Genomic DNA, 15,692 nt, shown 5'->3' with positions numbered 1-15,692 from the left:
GCAGTATGGACGTAGCACGCGCGAAGCAAATATACGAATCTGAACAGACAGTTAAAGTTCATCTGGATGAGGATTCGGTCTGGATTGAAAATGTCGACGAGGCGAATGGGATGGCAACCGTTATGGTCGGCAACAATCCTGTGAACACAAAGACGGTATCCTGTGACCGATTGAAGGAAGAAGGTTAATCGTTACAAGCTAAGCAACAAGCAGCTGCACAGAAAAAGAGGCAATCCCAATAATAAAGGGGAAAGCCTCTTTTTTGTTTATCCAATAACCATCTTAACCGCCAAAAGCTTCTCTAAACGCGATACAAAGCTGGTTGCGATCGACTTCCCATAACTCGGCAATTTCAGCGCTGACATTCTCTTCCCACCAGTCGCATTGGATCTTCCGATTATCTTTATTTTCGTGAACCCAGATCAGGTTGACAATAACCTTTTTAAAATAAAGTTTTTCAGCTTGCTCCATTTTCTCTTTGGACACCCAAACTTTCATGCGCTTCACGGTGCGGTATAGCTCGTTGCTGCAGGCTCTGCGAATTTTACGCGCAGTCGGTAAGCCGGCTGTATGTTTTGGCGCGTTAGCTTTCATTATAGACCGACTCCTCTCTACCCCATATGTATGCGCCCGGGGAGAAGGAGGTCACTCGTTACAGCTGTTTGCCTGCTAATCTACTGTGATATAACCAACCATTGGTCCGCCGTGGCGCATATCAGTATGGGTCAAGCATAAAATAGGATAAGTCCCCTCTTTTTTGGCAGTGAATCTTACAACCGTCGTTTTGCCTTTTAGTACTTCTCCCTTTATGTCAAGGCCTTCAATGACAAAGGGATGGCTTGCCCCGCTTACACCGCTAATATGCAGCTCAGTTAGTTCATCCTTTTGGACAACAATTTGACCCGGATCCCAGCGATACATTTCATGCTCTTTGCCGTCAGCGGTTTGTGACTTGTATTCAACCGTAACAATCTGGAAAATTCGCGGCTCTGACGGTTGTCCATCTACCTCTTTTGATCTGTCCCAGCTTAAGTAAACGCCGGTGAATACGATAAGGACTGCAACTACAATAAACAGTTGAATTTGTCGTTTACTTACAATAAAGACCTTTGACATGAAACGCTCACCTCATCCATTCGTATCATTTAAGGCTAGTCTATGCAGGGGCTTGTCAGCACATGACAAAAGTGGAAGGTTGTCTGTATCGTATGTTAGAATAGCTTCAGCGCAGTAAAAGCAAGCGAGAGCCATATTTTATGCAGGAAGGCGGATTGAGAACAGAAATGGATTTTATTCATGAAGTATTGGACAATGTATTGCAATGGGTAGAGAGTCTAGGGTACTTTGGTATTTTGATCGGACTATTGATTGAAGTTATACCAAGTGAGATTGTGCTCGGCTTTGGAGGTTATCTCGTATACAAAGGAGATATTTCCTTCTGGGGGGCAGTGTTGTTTGGTACGTTAGGTGCAATTGGACAAAACTGGATTTTATATTGGATTGGCAGATATGGCGGACGGCCAATCGTCGAGAAATACGGTAAATATATAAAGATCAAACAAAAACATGTAGATATTTCTGAAAATTGGTTTAACAAGTATGGCGTAGGCATCGTGTTTACTGCACGTTTTGTGCCGGTAATGAGACAGGTTATTTCAATTCCAGCCGGTATGGCAAGGATGAATTTTGGATTATTTACATTGCTGACTGCACTTGCATCTCTGCCGTGGTCTATATTGTTTATTTATCTGGGCAAATCGCTTGGCGAGAACTGGGATAAAATCGATGAGAAAGCTGCGCCTTATGTACAGCCTGCTATTCTTATCGCAATTGCACTCCTTATTATTTATGTCCTTTTCAAATTTGTACGCTCACGCCGCAAATCGGTATAATAGAACAGTCAACCTTGCATTTTTTCTGATAAGCAACCATTAAATAGACGAAAGAGGGATTCATATGAGCCAAAGCATTGCAGATAAACTGGGCAAAGGGATTAGCCCGCAACAATTTATTGACGGCATGACCAAAAATAAAGAGCAGTTTTTGGATTGGTCGGAAAAATTCGCTTGGACCGATGAGAGCGACAAGGAATATTTTGATTCGCTTAACAATCGTGACGATCTTCGTGTATTGATCCTGATGGCTGATTGGTGTGGCGATGTTGTACGCAACATTCCTGTTGTATTCAAAGCGCTAGAGAACAGCGGCGTGCCGATTGACGTGCTCATTATGGAAGAGCATCTCGACACGATGGATCAATTTTTGACGCTTGGCGGCCGTTCTGTACCTGTCGTTATTGTTGCGGATACAGGCGGAGCAGTGCTAGGCAAGTGGGGACCGCGTCCTACTCATGTTCAGGAAGCTATGCTCGCGTTCAAAAAAGAAAATCCAGATCGTGAAGCAGCCGACTATCAAGAGAAGCTGGCGATTACAAGACAGGAAATTGGCCGTCGATATGGAGAAGGAACTGAATATCAATCCGTTATTGTGAAAGAGCTCCGCACTTTGTTGGAGTCATTTTAAACGAATATGAGTGAGAATATGAAGATTGAAACTTTTACATTAGGTCCCCTGCAAACGAATGCTTATCTCATCACGGTGAAGGAGCCTGCAACGGTAAGTGGTGAAGAGGGGCAGGAACGCGGCATCGTGATTGATCCAGGAATGAATCCGCGCAAGCTGATCGAGCGCCTTAAAGGTGTAAGGGTGGAAGCAATTTTATTGACTCACGCTCATTTCGATCATATGGGCGGCGTGGATGAAGTGCGAAAGCTAGCTGACTGTCCTGTGTACATCCATGACTTGGAGGCAGACTGGCTTACGGATCCGCGTAAAAATGGTTCAATGAGATGGCAGGATGTAACGCCTCCGCTCTCAACGGACCCCGCTGAATATGCGCTCGCGGAAGGTCAAACCTTATCGCTGCTTGGATTATCATTCCGAGTCATGCATACACCGGGGCATTCTCCCGGCAGCGTAAGCTTCCTGCATGGTAACCATCTGTTTTCAGGCGATGTGCTCTTCAAAATGTCAGTTGGCCGAACGGACCTGCCGGGCGGACGTGAACGTGATTTATATGACTCCATTCGCTTGAAGCTGTACAAACTAAACCCAGAAGTCATTGTATATCCAGGACATGGCGGACGTACGACGATTGGTTTTGAAATGGCGAACAACCCATATACGGGTGCATGAAGCATGAGGAAGGGGCATGACGTTTGGCGGATACAAAGGTACAGCATTTTACAGATGATGTAGAAGAAAATACGGGAAAATTGAAATTGACAGTGGAACAGAAAGCTGCCGAAAGTCAGCGAATCATTACTGGAATAGCTACACAGTTATCGATCCCGGTAACAAAAGTGAAATCTGCAGTTGGCTTGCTCGATGAGGGCAACACCATTCCATTTATCGCGCGTTATCGCAAAGAGATGACGGGTGAGCTGGATGAGAATGATCTAAGAGCAATCGAAGAGAAGCTGCAATATATGCGGAACCTGGAAGAGCGCAAACGCGAGGTCATTCGTCTAATTGATGAGCAAGGTAAGTTGACTGAAGAGCTGCGCGCTTCGATAACCCAATCGGTTAAGCTGCAAGAGATAGAAGATCTATACCGGCCATATCGGCAAAAGCGGAAGACTCGTGCGAGCGTCGCGAAGGAAAGAGGGCTGGAGCCGCTGTCAGAATGGCTGTGGTCACAGCCGCGCAGCGGTGATCCGCTTGTTGAAGCTGCCCGTTATGTGAACGAGGAAAAAGGTGTGCCGACCGCTCAGGATGCTTTAAATGGAGCTTCGGACATCATTGCCGAAAATATTGCCGATGATGCATCTATTCGCGCTTGGGTTCGCAAATTCACATTTGATCAAGCGCTAATCAAGACAGAAGCAAAAAATGCTGCTGAGGAAACGGTATACGAAATGTATTACAGCTATCAGGAGCCGGTTCGGAAGCTTCCTCCACATCGTGTTCTTGCGATTAATCGTGCTGAACGCGAGGATGTGCTGCGTGTTGCCTTTGATGTTCCTACGGAACGCATTCATGAGCATATCCAGAGAAAGCTGCTTAGAAACGGGACTGCGCAATCTGTACGCGATGTGCTTGTATCGGTCATTGAAGACTCGTATAAGCGTCTTATCTCGCCATCCATTGAGCGTGAGGTTCGTGGCGAGCTGACTGAAAAGGCAGAGGAGCATGCCATTTCCATTTTCTCTGAAAATTTGCGCAATCTGCTGCTTCAGCCGCCCGTTCGCGGCAATATCGTGCTCGGAATTGATCCGGCTTTCCGTACCGGGTGCAAACTAGCAGTCATTGATGATATTGGCAAGCTGCTGGAGGTCGCGGTATCCTATCCAACTCCTCCGAACAACAAAGTGGCTGAAGCTGAGAAGCTTATCAATGGTTTAATTGATAAATACAAAGTAGAATTGATCGTCATAGGCAATGGAACAGCCTCGCGTGAGACGGAGCAATTTATTGCTGACTTAATAGGCAAGCGCAAAGCGGCCGGAGCGGGCGGCGCTGAGCTTAAGTACATAATTGTCAACGAAGCAGGCGCAAGCGTTTATTCGGCCTCTAAGCTCGCTCAGGAGGAGTTTCCGGCGCTAGACGTCGCTGAGCGCAGCGCAGTGTCGATTGCCCGCAGATTGCAGGACCCGCTTGCAGAGCTCGTCAAAATCGAGCCTAAAGCAATCGGAGTTGGACAATATCAGCATGACGTTAGTCAGAAGCGCCTTGATGAGACGCTTGGCGGTGTAGTTGAATCAGCGGTTAACCATGTTGGCGTCGATGTGAACACAGCATCAGCGTCCTTGTTATCCTATGTGGCGGGCATTAATGCTACCATCGCTAAAAATATCGTGAAATACCGTGACGAAAACGGACGCTTCATTAAACGAAACCAGCTGCAGAAGGTACCGCGTCTTGGCGCAAAATCTTATGAGCAATGTATTGGTTTCTTGAGAATTGCCGAACCAGTCAATCCTCTAGACAGCACGCCGATTCATCCCGAATCTTATGAGGTTGTAGACAAGCTGTTTAGTGAGATGGGCCTTAGCCTTAAGCAGTTAGGCTCAGAGGAGCTAAGAACGAAGCTTGCGGAGCTAGACGCAGATCGTATCGCGCCAACGCTTGGCGTGGGCGTACCTACTTTGCGGGACATCATGGATAGCTTGCTTCGTCCGGGTCGCGACCCGCGTGAAGAGCTTCCTCCTCCGATTTTCCATACGGATGTACTCAATATCGAGGATCTGGCTCCAGGCATGGAACTTCACGGGACAGTGCGCAATGTCATCGATTTTGGTGCGTTTGTCGATATCGGCATCAAAAATGATGGGCTCGTTCATATTTCGCAGCTCAGCGATAAATTCGTTAAACGTCCGATGGATGTTGTATCTGTCGGTGATACGGTTACAGTATGGGTGCTTAGTGTCGATTCGAAAAAAGGCCGAGTAAGCTTGACAATGCGCAAGCCTAACTAACGGTTTCCATATATAAAGGGCTTGCCTGTTAGGAGGCAAGCCCTTTATAATTTAACAAGTGCATGGGCATCGCCTACTACCCTACAAAAGGAGTGAGATGACTATGAAGACAGAAAAGGCAAGCGGCTCGACCCATTCAAAATGGTTTGGACTCGCTTTGCAGGCACTCGTCATTTTATCGCACAAATCAGAATGTTATCCAAGTGCGGCTATTGCCGGCTGCTTGAACTCGGAAGCAACACAATTGCGGAAAGTACTGGCTAAGCTGGCTGCTGGGCAATTGATTGAAACAAGAGAAGGCCGCGATGGAGGTTATAGGCTGAAACGCCCTCCAGAGGCGATATCGCTCGCTGAGGTGTACATTGCTCTCAAAGTAGGAGAACCTCTCTGCAGCGGCATGCTGGATACAATCAGCCTGAATGATGCTGGATTGAATATGAAATCAGCATTCATGGATATTGCAAATGAGATTGAACAAAATACGATCGAAACACTGCAGCAGTTTACAATAGCGCAGCTTGCTCAAAAAACATTGCCTAATTCTTCTTAAAAAGTAATTAAATTTACTAAAGTTAGTCGATTGACAAAAGTATCGGAACGACCTATACTGTGTATATAAATGATACAGTTCATCTTTCATTAACTGTGCCCTGCGAAGCACAGTATATTCGCGAGATTAACTGAGTAGAATCTTGCACAGATAAAAATTTTCCTTTGGAGGGAACCATATGACAACAACTCAAAGCAATTCACAAGAAACTCAAACGAATGAACAATTGAATGCAACTTTCTTTGATGTTTTAAATAGCCGTCGTTCTGTACGTGAATACGACAGCAGTGCAGTAATTTCTGAGGAAGAAATCAGAGATATTCTTGCAACTGCGATCAAAGCGCCATCTTCATCGAATATGCAGCCTTGGCGTTTTCTCGTTGTAACTGATCCTGAACTGAAGCAAAAGCTGCTTCCCATCGCATTTAACCAAAAGCAGGTAGCTGCTGCATCAGCGATTGTTATTGTTCTAGCTGATTTGGAAATGTACACGTTGTCCGAAAAAATTTATGGATCTGCGATTGAAGCAGGTTTCATGACTGAAGAAGTGGGCAACAACTTTATTGAGAATTCTACGAAAATGTACTCAGCTTTGCCAGCAGAGCGCTTGAAAGAAATCGTTGTATTTGACACAGGCCTAGTGGCGATGCAGCTTATGCTGACAGCTCGTGCTAAAGGGTATGATTCCGTTCCTATGGGCGGATATAACCGTGATCAAGTGATGGAACTGTTTAATATTTCGGATCGTTATTTGCCGACATTGATGCTTCCAATCGGCAAAGCAGCAGTAGAAGGCCGTGAAACGACTCGTCTATCGGTTGATGATGTTACATTTTTTAACAAATTTTAATATATCGATAACCAAACAATAACAAAAAAAGCGACCCTCAGATAATGGGGGTCGCTTTTGTTATTCTAACGATAAGTAATTAGGAGTTCGCCATTGCATTCTGCTTTGATTCACCGTTTAAACGAGCTAATCCCTTAAAAGTATGGCAGCAGCCGTATACGGTTATGTGGTTGGGCAGTGATTCATTACTGAAATTCGGTGAATTCGGTTCCGGTGCCATCTTCCTTTGAACCTTGTTTGTTGCGGTAAAAATACCAGCAGTCATTAAGCAGCTTAATTTGTCTGCGGTCTTTCTTTTGAAATGCACGCATCATTTGATTGCACAGCCACTGTGGCATACCTATCGTTCTCCTTCCCCAGGCCTAACTTGTTGTAATATTACAATATGGGGAAGGGCGTGTGTCCGTGCAGGTCCTACCTATATACTCTGTTCTTCTTCATACTCTTCGTACCACTGTTCAAGCTGAGCTTGCAGGGCGCGAATTTCTGTTAGAAGCGAAATAAGCGGATAGGACTTCTCTTGTACGCTGGCAAAATCCTTCTCAAGGCTGTTGATGTAATCCAGGCCTGAGATGATTTTAATGGAAGTATCATGAAGCTCAACATCGTTGCTCTCTGCTACAGCATAAGGCAATACTGGAACATGCTCTGCCGTTAGCTTGTCAATTTCTTTATGAAGCCGGAGGTTAAGCGCGCTTAGCTGATAAGCGTGCGATTCAGGCATTTCCACGAAAAAGATGATGTCATTTTGTTTCAATAGGACGTAGCGCATAGTTGCCATAATAATTATTGATCTCCCCTTTAGTTTGTTACCGTACATATACTGTAAATTTTCTGCACATTTAATAATTCCTACTTGACAGTGTAGCCTATGCCAGCTTTAAAATTCAAGTAGTTGGGGGAGAATAATGAATGAATAATGAGGCGCTTCAGCAATGGGTTGAGCATATTTCGATAACCTTTTTTAATCGTCCGTTTTTACATCAAGCTACATTCAACAGCCGACTTAAAGCAACAGGAGGACGCTACTTTACAAGGTCCCATAATATTGAGATCAGTCCTCATCAGCTTTCGGCTTTCGGGCATGAAGAAACCGAGAAAATTATTAAGCATGAGCTTTGCCATTATCACTTGCATATATTGAAGCGGGGATACCAGCATCGCGATATTGAATTTAAACAGCTGCTTGCTCAAGTAGGCGGCTCACGCTATTGTCAGTCCTTGCCTGAACGCGCGCAGCGTAAGCAGCAGCCATTTCGGTACAAGCTTGTTTGTACCAAATGCGGGATGGAGTATCTGCGCAAAAGGAAGATTGATCCGGCTAAATACGCTTGTGGAAAATGTCGCGGAAAATTAGTGTTAAAAGTGATTGACAATCAAAGTAGTACATGATATATTATTACTTGTCACTTTTACTTTTCCCTGATAGCTCAGTTGGTAGAGCACTCGACTGTTAATCGAGTTGTCACAGGTTCGAGTCCTGTTCGGGGAGCCAGATTTGGAGAGATACCCAAGTGGCTCAAGGGGACCCTCTGCTAAGGGGTTAGACTGCGTAAGTGGTGCGAGGGTTCGAATCCCTCTCTCTCCGCCACATTTTTCTCACAAGTGTTTGCAACGGGAAGACCGTTCATCCGGTCTTTTTTATTTGCCACAGTGGTTGCAGCATCGTGGAAATTTCATTTGAAGTGTTCTGTATGGCCCGTTGGTCAAGTGGTTAAGACACCTCCCTTTCACGGAGGTAACAGGGGTTCGAGTCCCCTACGGGTCACCAATTATTCACACAAAAAAATGTACTAGCTCTTCGGAGCTCGTTTACAATTACAGCGAGAGCCATTAGCTCAGTTGGTAGAGCACCTGACTTTTAATCAGGGTGTCGAAGGTTCGAGTCCTTCATGGCTCACCATTTTCTTGATTAAGAAGATGCGAGCGATGAACGTTCGACTTATAAATGTGCGGTAGTGGTGGAACGGCAGACACGCTATCTTGAGGGGGTAGTGTCCCATGGACGTGCAGGTTCAAATCCTGTCTACCGCACCATAACTTACTCTTTGCCGATGTATATAGGTGAACTTAGAAGGTGTCATTTTGCATGCACTTTTCTGATAGATGATGCCACTTTATATTCAGATCATAAATCTGACTAGAGAGTGGTTTTTTCGTTATAAGTTGCTCGAGCCGTGAAAACAGATGCATCATTAGAGATGAGGAGCTGTAAACATGAAAATAAACTTAAACTTTACGAACAAGGGACAAGCAGCGATTAGCAAATTTAACAACGAGGAATTGCTTGAGATTTTCGCACGGTACAGCAATACCTTAATGAAAAAATACTCAATCGAAGTAACTGTACCAGCAGAAGGCAATGAAGCGATTATCGAAAGAGGCAAATTATCAGTATTTGTGGACAAAATCGAATGTGACGTTGAAACCTTCTTCAAAGAATTGGGAAGAGACGTTAAGGTGCCGCTTAAGAAAAGACTTACGCCTGAAGACAAGTTAGACAATGTATTTAAGGCTGAAACGATTGAATCGTAAGGCTAAAATTATATTTTAAAAAACTTGAGAAAAAAATGCTTGAACTTCTGATGATAAGCTGATATAATCATTTTTGTTGTCTCAAGCATATTTGTTCTCTTAGTTCCAGACGGCCCGTTGGTCAAGTGGTTAAGACACCTCCCTTTCACGGAGGTAACAGGGGTTCGAGTCCCCTACGGGTCACCATAAATCCTCAAAGTGTACCAGCTCTATGGAGCTCGTTGCAATCACACGAGAGCCATTAGCTCAGTTGGTAGAGCACCTGACTTTTAATCAGGGTGTCGAAGGTTCGAGTCCTTCATGGCTCACCATTTTCTTGATCAAGAAGATGTGAGGGAAGGATCGTACAATTTACAATGTGCGGTAGTGGTGGAACGGCAGACACGCTATCTTGAGGGGGTAGTGTCCCATGGACGTGCAGGTTCAAATCCTGTCTACCGCACCAAAGTATATAAATCGTACGGCTCTAGAGATAGAGCCGTTTTTTTGTGTGTTCTAACAAAAAAGAAACCTTACATATCGTCATATTGAAGAAATGGGAATACTAGAGGTTGGAATGGTTGATTATATAGTTAGGCCGTTATATATTTATCGAAGTGGGGGTGTACAAATGTCGGGGGTTCATAGCAATTTAAAAGAAATCATGAGAGCTAAAGATCCAAACCTATCGATTAGGCAGCTTGCCAAAGATATTGACTATCATTTTGATTCTGTTCGGAAGATGTATAAGGATGAGATGGTTCAGTATCCGCGGGATCTGTTATGGAGGTTATGCAAATATTTTGATGTCAGTCCTGGACAGTTTATTGTAGTCGTTCATGACGATAAAGATAGAGATCCGGATAAATAAAAGGGAACCCTGTACATTTTGTATAGGGTTCCCTTTACTATTTATATGATAATTATGCAGAAGCGACTATTTCTTCGGCTTGTGCCTGCGAGATTTTAACTAACATATCACCAGGATCGGACAAAACTTCGATACCTTCATGGAAGGAGAGGTCAGAAACTAGTAGATGATCTCCTATTTTAAGGCCGCTTATATCTACCTCGAATGCGCTGAGCAGATTGTCTGGCATGCAGCGAACCTCTACTTCGTACATCTCAACTTGAAGCATTCCGCCTTCTTTGACACCTACTGGTTCTCCGGAGAAGTGAATCGTTACTTTCGAATCCAAACTCACATTCATATTCAATTGATAGAAATCAACGTGAACAATTTTATTGCTCAACGGATCTCTTTGTATATTTTGAATTAATACTGGCTTATTCCCTTTTTCCGGAATAGCTGCATTTAAAATGGCGCGCGGGTTGTGCTTTATGACTGATAATATTTCTTTCTCAGCGACGATAACAGAAATGCTGCCGACATCCTTGCCGTATACAATAGCTGGTACCTGTCCTTGCTTTCTTAATAGATTAATCTTGGATTTGCTTAAATCGACCCGTTCGTTTAACTGGATAGTATTGCTCATCATTTGTTGCCTCCTAATCGAATGGGGTACTGTCAAACCGACAATAAAAAAGACTGATTAGCAATAGAATGTCTAATCAGCCCGCTAACGACCATATTTTCTTGTCATATGTTAATTTTATCACAAGTTCTCTACTTGTCAAATCCGTGCAAATCCGGCTCGATTGACAAGAAAATATGGTCGTGCTAAGGTTTGAACAGCAGATAGGAGCGGAATTGCAAGAGACGGCAGCAACTGAAGCTGTTAAGTGGTAATACTGGGATAGCTAAAAACCAAAAGCATATCGTTTAATCTCGGAAATAAAGACATCTTTATTTCTTTTTTTTTATTTTAATTTGTAAATATTTTTAAAATAAGGGAAAAATTCATTTGAAAAAGTTTTAAACAAGCCGAATATAGCATTTTTGGGAACGAGCTTGCCTAGAGAATGCGGATTAGCTGCTTTTTCTCAGGATCTGATGAATGAGATCGAACAAATTCAAGATTTTAATGCACCACGCATGATTGCGGTTAACAATAACAAGTCCTATGCGTACGGCAATCAGGTGATGGCTCATAGCAACAAGAAGCGACTTCCCTGAGGGCCCGGCTAAACGCCCTAATTTAGTTCTAGGCTAAGGGCGAATGGTAACACGCGTGCCAATAGGCACTATTTTGGACAAGGCGAGTACATCATCGTTAAACATTCGGATGCAGCCGTGTGAGACGATATGTCCGATGGAAGAAGGATCGTTGGTGCCATGGATGCCATAATGCGGCTTCGAGAGCCCCATCCAAAAGGCGCCGAACGGTCCGCCGGGATTGGGCTGCTTATTAATAATCGTAAATTCACCTGTAGGCGTTTGAGTTACCATTTTGCCGATGCCAACGGGAAAAGCTTGAGTGACGACGTCGCCGTCCAGCAGATAGAGCTGACGATCGGAAAGATCGATGATAATACGGTAGTCGGGCATGGGGGACTCACTCCTTTTCTCCTATGTTATGTAGAGCGGCAGCGGTTTGCTTCAAAGATTTAGGCGCGCCCAAAAAAAGAGCCCAAAGGATGTGTCCTAGGGCTCTTTGGTCATTTTATTTTATAGTATATAACTCTAGCAATATTCTGCCTCGCCCTCGTTTTCCCTCGCATTGTCTATGCGCTTGTTTTACATCTGCTAGAGAATAGACAGTGTTGATCTCTGCTTTGATCGTTCCATCTGCAAGGAGTTGAGCAAGCTGTTCAAGGTTAGCATGAGTAGGGAAGGAAAGCAGCTCCTTTAATTTTTTTATATCGTTCAAATGCTCGGCTATTTGTATATGAGTTAAATGTACCTTGATGCTATTAAGGAAGCAAGCAGGCACTTTTTTTCGGATCGTAACTATTCCTTAACATTAGCTTGCTCAGCTTCTATGGTACAATAAAAGTAATAGATGAATGAACATCATGATTTTTCTTAAAGAGGTGCAGTTTATGATCCTAGTAAGCTCTTGTTTGGCTGGGTATGAGGTAAGATATAATGCAACGCATAGTGTAAATGAAATCATTCAACAATTGGTGCAGCAAAAGAAAGCCATTGCTGTATGTCCTGAATTGCTGGGCGGTTTCTCTACTCCAAGAGAGTCAGCCGAAATTGTTGGCGGCGACGGCGATGATGTGTTAAACGGTACAGCTAGAGTAATAGAGAAATCGGGCAGGGACGTAACGGCGATGTATGTGGATGGTGCACACATTACGCTCAAAAAAGCGAAGGAAGTAAATGCGGAAGTTGTTGTACTTAAGGAATACAGCCCTTCTTGCGGCAGCGCGATGATTTATAATGGAGAGTTTAAAGGCAATAAGAGGACTGGGAATGGGGTCACGACCGCCCTGCTTAGAAGAAGCGGCATAAGAGTGATATCCGAAGAGCAGCTTGGGGAATTTTTGGTGGAAATGAGGTTCTAGCAGAAATAAATTCAAGAAAATAATAGAATCATAAATAAAAAGGAGCCTCCTGGGAGGCCCCGTCTTTACTGTTTAGTGACCTGATGATTCATGGTCGTTGGATAGCTTAAGTACGTCAAATACTTTGAACAATAGACTAAGTATAATAGCTACTACGGTTGCAAGCGCCATCCCAGTAAGCGAGAAGTCACCGATTGTAAGCTTTACACCGCTAAGTCCAGTCACAAGAACGACGGTTGTCAAAAACAGGTTGGTCGGTTTGCTGTAATCCACTTTGGACTCAACGAGCATCCGGAAGCCGGAAGCAGCGATAACACCGAACAGCAGCAAGGACACACCGCCCATAACTGGCGTTGGAATACCGGAAATAAGTGCAGAGAATTTACCAGAGAAGGAAAGGACGATCGCAATGACAGCCGCGCCGCCAATGACAAAGGTGGAGTAAACCTTTGTGATCGCTAGAACACCAATATTTTCACCGTAGGTCGTGTTCGGCGTAGAGCCTACAAAACCCGATAGAATGGTGGAAATACCGTTGCCCAGCATGGAGCGGTGCAGACCTGGGTCCTTCGATAGATCTTTGTCTACGATATTGCCTGTAACAACCAAATGCCCAATATGCTCGGCAATGACGACAAGCGACGCAGGTGCAATCGCAATAATCGCCGACCAGTGGAACTCAGGGAAAGTGAAATGCGGCAATTGAACAAAGCTATTCTCAGCGAGCTTGCTGAAATCAGTGAAGCCCATGAAATGAGCAAGTACATAACCTGTAGTAATACCGATCAGAATCGGAATAATGCGCATGAATCCGCGGAATAAGACAGAACCTAGCACCGTTACGGCAAGGGTGACGGTAGAGAGGATTACGATCTTTGGATCCGGGCTCCATACGACGGCAGGATCGGCATCAGTCGGAATAATCCAGCCTGCCATCCGAGCAGCAACTGGAATGAGCTCTAAACCGATAATCGCGACGATTGCACCCATCGCTGCTGGAGGAAATACGACATTGATCCAGCCGGTGCCTGCTGCTTGAATGATGAGAGCGACAATCGTAAAGATAACGCCTGAAATAATAAATCCGCCTAATGCAGCGGCATAGCTGCCTCCGCCCACTTGATCGCCGATTACGGCGCCTGCTGGTGCGAGAAATGCAAAGCTGGAACCGAGATATGCTGGAATCTTATTGTTGCATATCCAGAGATAAAGAAGTGTTCCGATACCGTTCATAAGCAAACAAATTGCCGGATCAACACCGAGTATATTCGGTACGAGCACGGTAGAGCCGAACATAGCAAATAAATGCTGCAAGCTTAGCAGTGCGCTTTGCAGGGCAGGCGGTCTTTCATGAACCCCAATTGCTTTTTTCATGAGAATAAGCTCCTTCAATATAATAGGTTGTCTATTTTTGACCCTTGTTGATTCTACATAGTGAAGCGGGGTTTGACAAGTGTTTTCTTATCATACGTTGGTCATATACGAATACATTAATGAAGAAGGGGAGGTGAAAGGATGGAATTGTGGGTGATATATCTTATTCTCGCTGGCATACTGATCGTCGTGGAAATGCTGACGCTTACATTTTATTTGCTTTGGCTTGCGATTGGTGCCATAGTCGCCGCTGTCATTGATTGGTTTTGGCCGGGCTCATTTGTCGTGGAGCTGGTGGCTGGGTGTATCATTGTCCTTATCTTGACTATCTTCACTGGTCCAATTACTCGTCGTTTCCATTCCTCGAAAGGTTTTAAGGATGCCGTGGACGAGCTCGTCGGAAAACAAGGAATTGTGCTTGAGGATATTGCGGCAGATGTACCCGGTATCGTCAAGGTGGGAAATGAAACGTGGAGTGCAGCATCGAATGAACGGTTATTGAAGGGTGATACAGTTAGGGTTGTCAGTCGCGGCAGTGCAGTGCTTCAAGTTGAGAAATGGGGAGGCTAACTAGATATGGGTTATATTATTGCTATTATTTTATTGGTTATCGTTGTAGTGTTTGTATCATTATCGATCAAAATCGTACCGCAGCAAAGGATAGGCGTTGTCGAGCGTCTAGGAAAGTTTAATCGGCTGCTTACGCCGGGGGTTAATATTCTAATTCCGATTATTGATCATGTACGAACGTATCATGATTTGCGTATACAGCAGGCGAACGTTCCGCCGCAAACGGTCATAACGAAGGATAACGTACAGGTCAAAATCGATACGATTATTTTTTATCAAGTGACCGGCCCAGAACAGGCTACATATGGCATATCTGATTATGTATACGGGGTGCGAAATATAAGCACAGCTACGATGAGGCAAATTATTGGTAAAATGGAGCTTGATGAAACATTATCAGGCCGCGAGAAAATATCAACCGACATTCGGATCGCCCTTGATGAAGCGACAGAGAAGTGGGGCGTGCGCATCGAGCGCGTAGAGGTTATTGATATTCAGCCTCCAGCGGACATCCAAGATGCAATGGATAAGCAAATGAAGGCGGAGAGAAGCAAACGAGCAATGGTGCTTGATGCAGAGGCGGCGAAGCAGGATATGATCTTGCGGGCAGAGGGTGACAAGCAAAGCAAAATATTGAAGGCTGAAGGCGATAAGGAAGCTAGAATCCGTCAAGCGGAGGGTCAGCGCCATGCGCAGGAGCTGGAAGCGCTTGGCGAAGCGAAGGCGATTCAATCCATCGCTGAAGCTGAGAAAAACCGAATTGAGCTTATACGCTCTGCGGGACTAGATGAGAATGTGCTGACATACCGCTCGCTCGAGGCATTATCCGATATCGCTCAGGGAGCTGCGAATAAAGTGTTCATTCCAACACGGGCAATCGATACACTTGGCAGTATTGGAGCCATTGGGGAAATGCTTAAAGCGAGCAAATAAATATAGTGAT

Annotated in this window: 21 protein-coding genes and 8 tRNA genes; 21 read left to right on the top strand and 8 right to left on the bottom strand. The window is 44.6% G+C overall.

Features of this window, described 5'->3' with window-relative positions:
• The first annotated feature begins 5 nt into the window (after positions 1–5).
• A complete protein-coding gene (locus AB4Z45_RS06620) occupies positions 6–188 on the top strand; it encodes an H-type small acid-soluble spore protein (RefSeq protein WP_339204576.1) in 183 nt (60 codons plus the stop codon).
• 94 nt (positions 189–282) lie between these two features.
• Here AB4Z45_RS06620 and AB4Z45_RS06615 read toward each other — a convergent pair whose 3' ends face one another.
• Together AB4Z45_RS06615 and AB4Z45_RS06610 are read right to left on the bottom strand one after the other, a co-directional pair.
• Positions 283–594, bottom strand: coding sequence for a dehydrogenase (locus AB4Z45_RS06615; RefSeq protein WP_441908398.1), 312 nt, complete (start codon positions 592–594; stop codon positions 283–285).
• A 75-nt stretch (positions 595–669) separates the two neighbouring features.
• Entirely contained in the window at positions 670–1,116 is a 447-nt protein-coding gene (locus tag AB4Z45_RS06610; RefSeq protein ID WP_339204574.1) for a cupredoxin domain-containing protein, read from the bottom strand.
• 167 nt (positions 1,117–1,283) lie between these two features.
• On the opposite strand from AB4Z45_RS06610, the gene AB4Z45_RS06605 reads away from it, so the two are divergent.
• From AB4Z45_RS06605 to AB4Z45_RS06580, 6 genes are all read left to right on the top strand, one after another.
• The gene (locus tag AB4Z45_RS06605) at positions 1,284–1,892 is read left to right on the top strand and encodes a DedA family protein (RefSeq protein ID WP_076271826.1); all 609 of its coding nucleotides are present in this window, start codon (positions 1,284–1,286) and stop codon (positions 1,890–1,892) included.
• A 64-nt stretch (positions 1,893–1,956) separates the two neighbouring features.
• The gene (locus AB4Z45_RS06600; protein ID WP_441908397.1) at positions 1,957–2,523 is read left to right on the top strand and encodes a thioredoxin family protein; all 567 of its coding nucleotides are present in this window, start codon (positions 1,957–1,959) and stop codon (positions 2,521–2,523) included.
• A gap of 18 nt (positions 2,524–2,541) precedes the next feature.
• Positions 2,542–3,195 (top strand): MBL fold metallo-hydrolase, encoded by a 654-nt coding sequence (locus AB4Z45_RS06595; RefSeq protein WP_441908396.1) that lies wholly within the window; start codon positions 2,542–2,544, stop codon positions 3,193–3,195.
• A gap of 23 nt (positions 3,196–3,218) precedes the next feature.
• Positions 3,219–5,477, top strand: coding sequence for a Tex family protein (locus AB4Z45_RS06590; protein WP_441908395.1), 2,259 nt, complete (start codon positions 3,219–3,221; stop codon positions 5,475–5,477).
• 103 nt (positions 5,478–5,580) lie between these two features.
• Positions 5,581–6,027, top strand: a complete 447-nt coding sequence (locus tag AB4Z45_RS06585) for an RrF2 family transcriptional regulator (protein WP_441908394.1) — start codon at positions 5,581–5,583, stop codon at positions 6,025–6,027.
• A gap of 178 nt (positions 6,028–6,205) precedes the next feature.
• Entirely contained in the window at positions 6,206–6,877 is a 672-nt protein-coding gene (locus AB4Z45_RS06580; RefSeq protein ID WP_441908393.1) for a nitroreductase family protein, read from the top strand.
• 185 nt (positions 6,878–7,062) lie between these two features.
• Here AB4Z45_RS06580 and cmpA read toward each other — a convergent pair whose 3' ends face one another.
• On the bottom strand, positions 7,063–7,215 hold the full coding sequence (cmpA, locus tag AB4Z45_RS06575; RefSeq protein WP_144376923.1) for a cortex morphogenetic protein CmpA: 153 nt from the start codon (positions 7,213–7,215) through the stop codon (positions 7,063–7,065).
• Positions 7,216–7,295: 80 nt separating this feature from the next.
• The gene (locus AB4Z45_RS06570; RefSeq protein ID WP_441908392.1) at positions 7,296–7,658 is read right to left on the bottom strand and encodes a hydrolase/acyltransferase; all 363 of its coding nucleotides are present in this window, start codon (positions 7,656–7,658) and stop codon (positions 7,296–7,298) included.
• 131 nt (positions 7,659–7,789) lie between these two features.
• Between AB4Z45_RS06570 and AB4Z45_RS06565 the strand changes: the two genes are divergently transcribed.
• From AB4Z45_RS06565 to AB4Z45_RS06515, 11 genes are all read left to right on the top strand, one after another.
• On the top strand, positions 7,790–8,269 hold the full coding sequence (locus AB4Z45_RS06565) for a SprT family protein (protein WP_441876414.1): 480 nt from the start codon (positions 7,790–7,792) through the stop codon (positions 8,267–8,269).
• 27 nt (positions 8,270–8,296) lie between these two features.
• A tRNA-Asn gene (locus AB4Z45_RS06560) sits at positions 8,297–8,372 on the top strand.
• A gap of 5 nt (positions 8,373–8,377) precedes the next feature.
• Positions 8,378–8,468 (top strand) — tRNA-Ser (locus AB4Z45_RS06555).
• A gap of 105 nt (positions 8,469–8,573) precedes the next feature.
• A tRNA-Glu gene (locus AB4Z45_RS06550) sits at positions 8,574–8,648 on the top strand.
• A 56-nt stretch (positions 8,649–8,704) separates the two neighbouring features.
• A tRNA-Lys gene (locus tag AB4Z45_RS06545) sits at positions 8,705–8,780 on the top strand.
• 49 nt (positions 8,781–8,829) lie between these two features.
• Positions 8,830–8,914: transfer RNA gene (locus tag AB4Z45_RS06540), tRNA-Leu, on the top strand.
• A 180-nt stretch (positions 8,915–9,094) separates the two neighbouring features.
• Positions 9,095–9,412 carry a hypothetical protein gene (locus AB4Z45_RS06535; RefSeq protein ID WP_076267429.1) on the top strand — a complete coding sequence of 106 codons (318 nt, stop codon included), beginning with the start codon at positions 9,095–9,097 and terminating at the stop codon, positions 9,410–9,412.
• A 111-nt stretch (positions 9,413–9,523) separates the two neighbouring features.
• A tRNA-Glu gene (locus tag AB4Z45_RS06530) sits at positions 9,524–9,598 on the top strand.
• Positions 9,599–9,647: 49 nt separating this feature from the next.
• Positions 9,648–9,723, top strand: a tRNA-Lys gene (locus AB4Z45_RS06525).
• Between the two features lie 49 nt (positions 9,724–9,772).
• Positions 9,773–9,857 (top strand) — tRNA-Leu (locus tag AB4Z45_RS06520).
• A gap of 165 nt (positions 9,858–10,022) precedes the next feature.
• Entirely contained in the window at positions 10,023–10,262 is a 240-nt protein-coding gene (locus AB4Z45_RS06515; protein WP_441908391.1) for a helix-turn-helix domain-containing protein, read from the top strand.
• A gap of 52 nt (positions 10,263–10,314) precedes the next feature.
• On the opposite strand, the gene AB4Z45_RS06510 is transcribed toward AB4Z45_RS06515, so the two are convergent.
• The 3 genes from AB4Z45_RS06510 to AB4Z45_RS06500 all read right to left on the bottom strand — a co-directional run bounded on the left by AB4Z45_RS06510 (position 10,315) and on the right by AB4Z45_RS06500 (position 12,225).
• A complete protein-coding gene (locus AB4Z45_RS06510; protein WP_441908390.1) occupies positions 10,315–10,890 on the bottom strand; it encodes a 50S ribosomal protein L25 in 576 nt (191 codons plus the stop codon).
• Between the two features lie 611 nt (positions 10,891–11,501).
• Positions 11,502–11,840 carry a L,D-transpeptidase gene (locus AB4Z45_RS06505; RefSeq protein WP_076267434.1) on the bottom strand — a complete coding sequence of 113 codons (339 nt, stop codon included), beginning with the start codon at positions 11,838–11,840 and terminating at the stop codon, positions 11,502–11,504.
• Between the two features lie 115 nt (positions 11,841–11,955).
• Positions 11,956–12,225: a zinc-binding dehydrogenase gene (locus AB4Z45_RS06500; protein WP_441908389.1), complete on the bottom strand. Its 270-nt coding sequence runs from the start codon at positions 12,223–12,225 to the stop codon at positions 11,956–11,958.
• Positions 12,226–12,334: 109 nt separating this feature from the next.
• Here AB4Z45_RS06500 and AB4Z45_RS06495 point away from each other — a divergent pair, with 109 nt between their 5' ends.
• On the top strand, positions 12,335–12,805 hold the full coding sequence (locus AB4Z45_RS06495) for a DUF523 domain-containing protein (protein WP_441908388.1): 471 nt from the start codon (positions 12,335–12,337) through the stop codon (positions 12,803–12,805).
• 72 nt (positions 12,806–12,877) lie between these two features.
• Here AB4Z45_RS06495 and uraA read toward each other — a convergent pair whose 3' ends face one another.
• Entirely contained in the window at positions 12,878–14,179 is a 1,302-nt protein-coding gene (gene uraA / locus AB4Z45_RS06490; RefSeq protein WP_339204559.1) for a uracil permease, read from the bottom strand.
• Positions 14,180–14,320: 141 nt separating this feature from the next.
• On the opposite strand from uraA, the gene AB4Z45_RS06485 reads away from it, so the two are divergent.
• Together AB4Z45_RS06485 and AB4Z45_RS06480 are read left to right on the top strand one after the other, a co-directional pair.
• On the top strand, positions 14,321–14,749 hold the full coding sequence (locus tag AB4Z45_RS06485; RefSeq protein WP_076267437.1) for an NfeD family protein: 429 nt from the start codon (positions 14,321–14,323) through the stop codon (positions 14,747–14,749).
• Positions 14,750–14,755: 6 nt separating this feature from the next.
• Complete coding sequence (locus tag AB4Z45_RS06480; protein ID WP_339204557.1) at positions 14,756–15,682, top strand: SPFH domain-containing protein; 927 nt, start codon at positions 14,756–14,758, stop codon at positions 15,680–15,682.
• The last annotated feature ends 10 nt before the right edge of the window (positions 15,683–15,692 follow it).

Origin of the sequence: Paenibacillus sp. MCAF9 (assembly GCF_052114265.1) — a bacterium.
GTDB lineage: Bacteria > Bacillota > Bacilli > Paenibacillales > Paenibacillaceae > Pristimantibacillus.
Note: the sequence above shows the minus strand (reverse complement) of the source record. Positions and strands in the feature narration are given on the sequence as shown.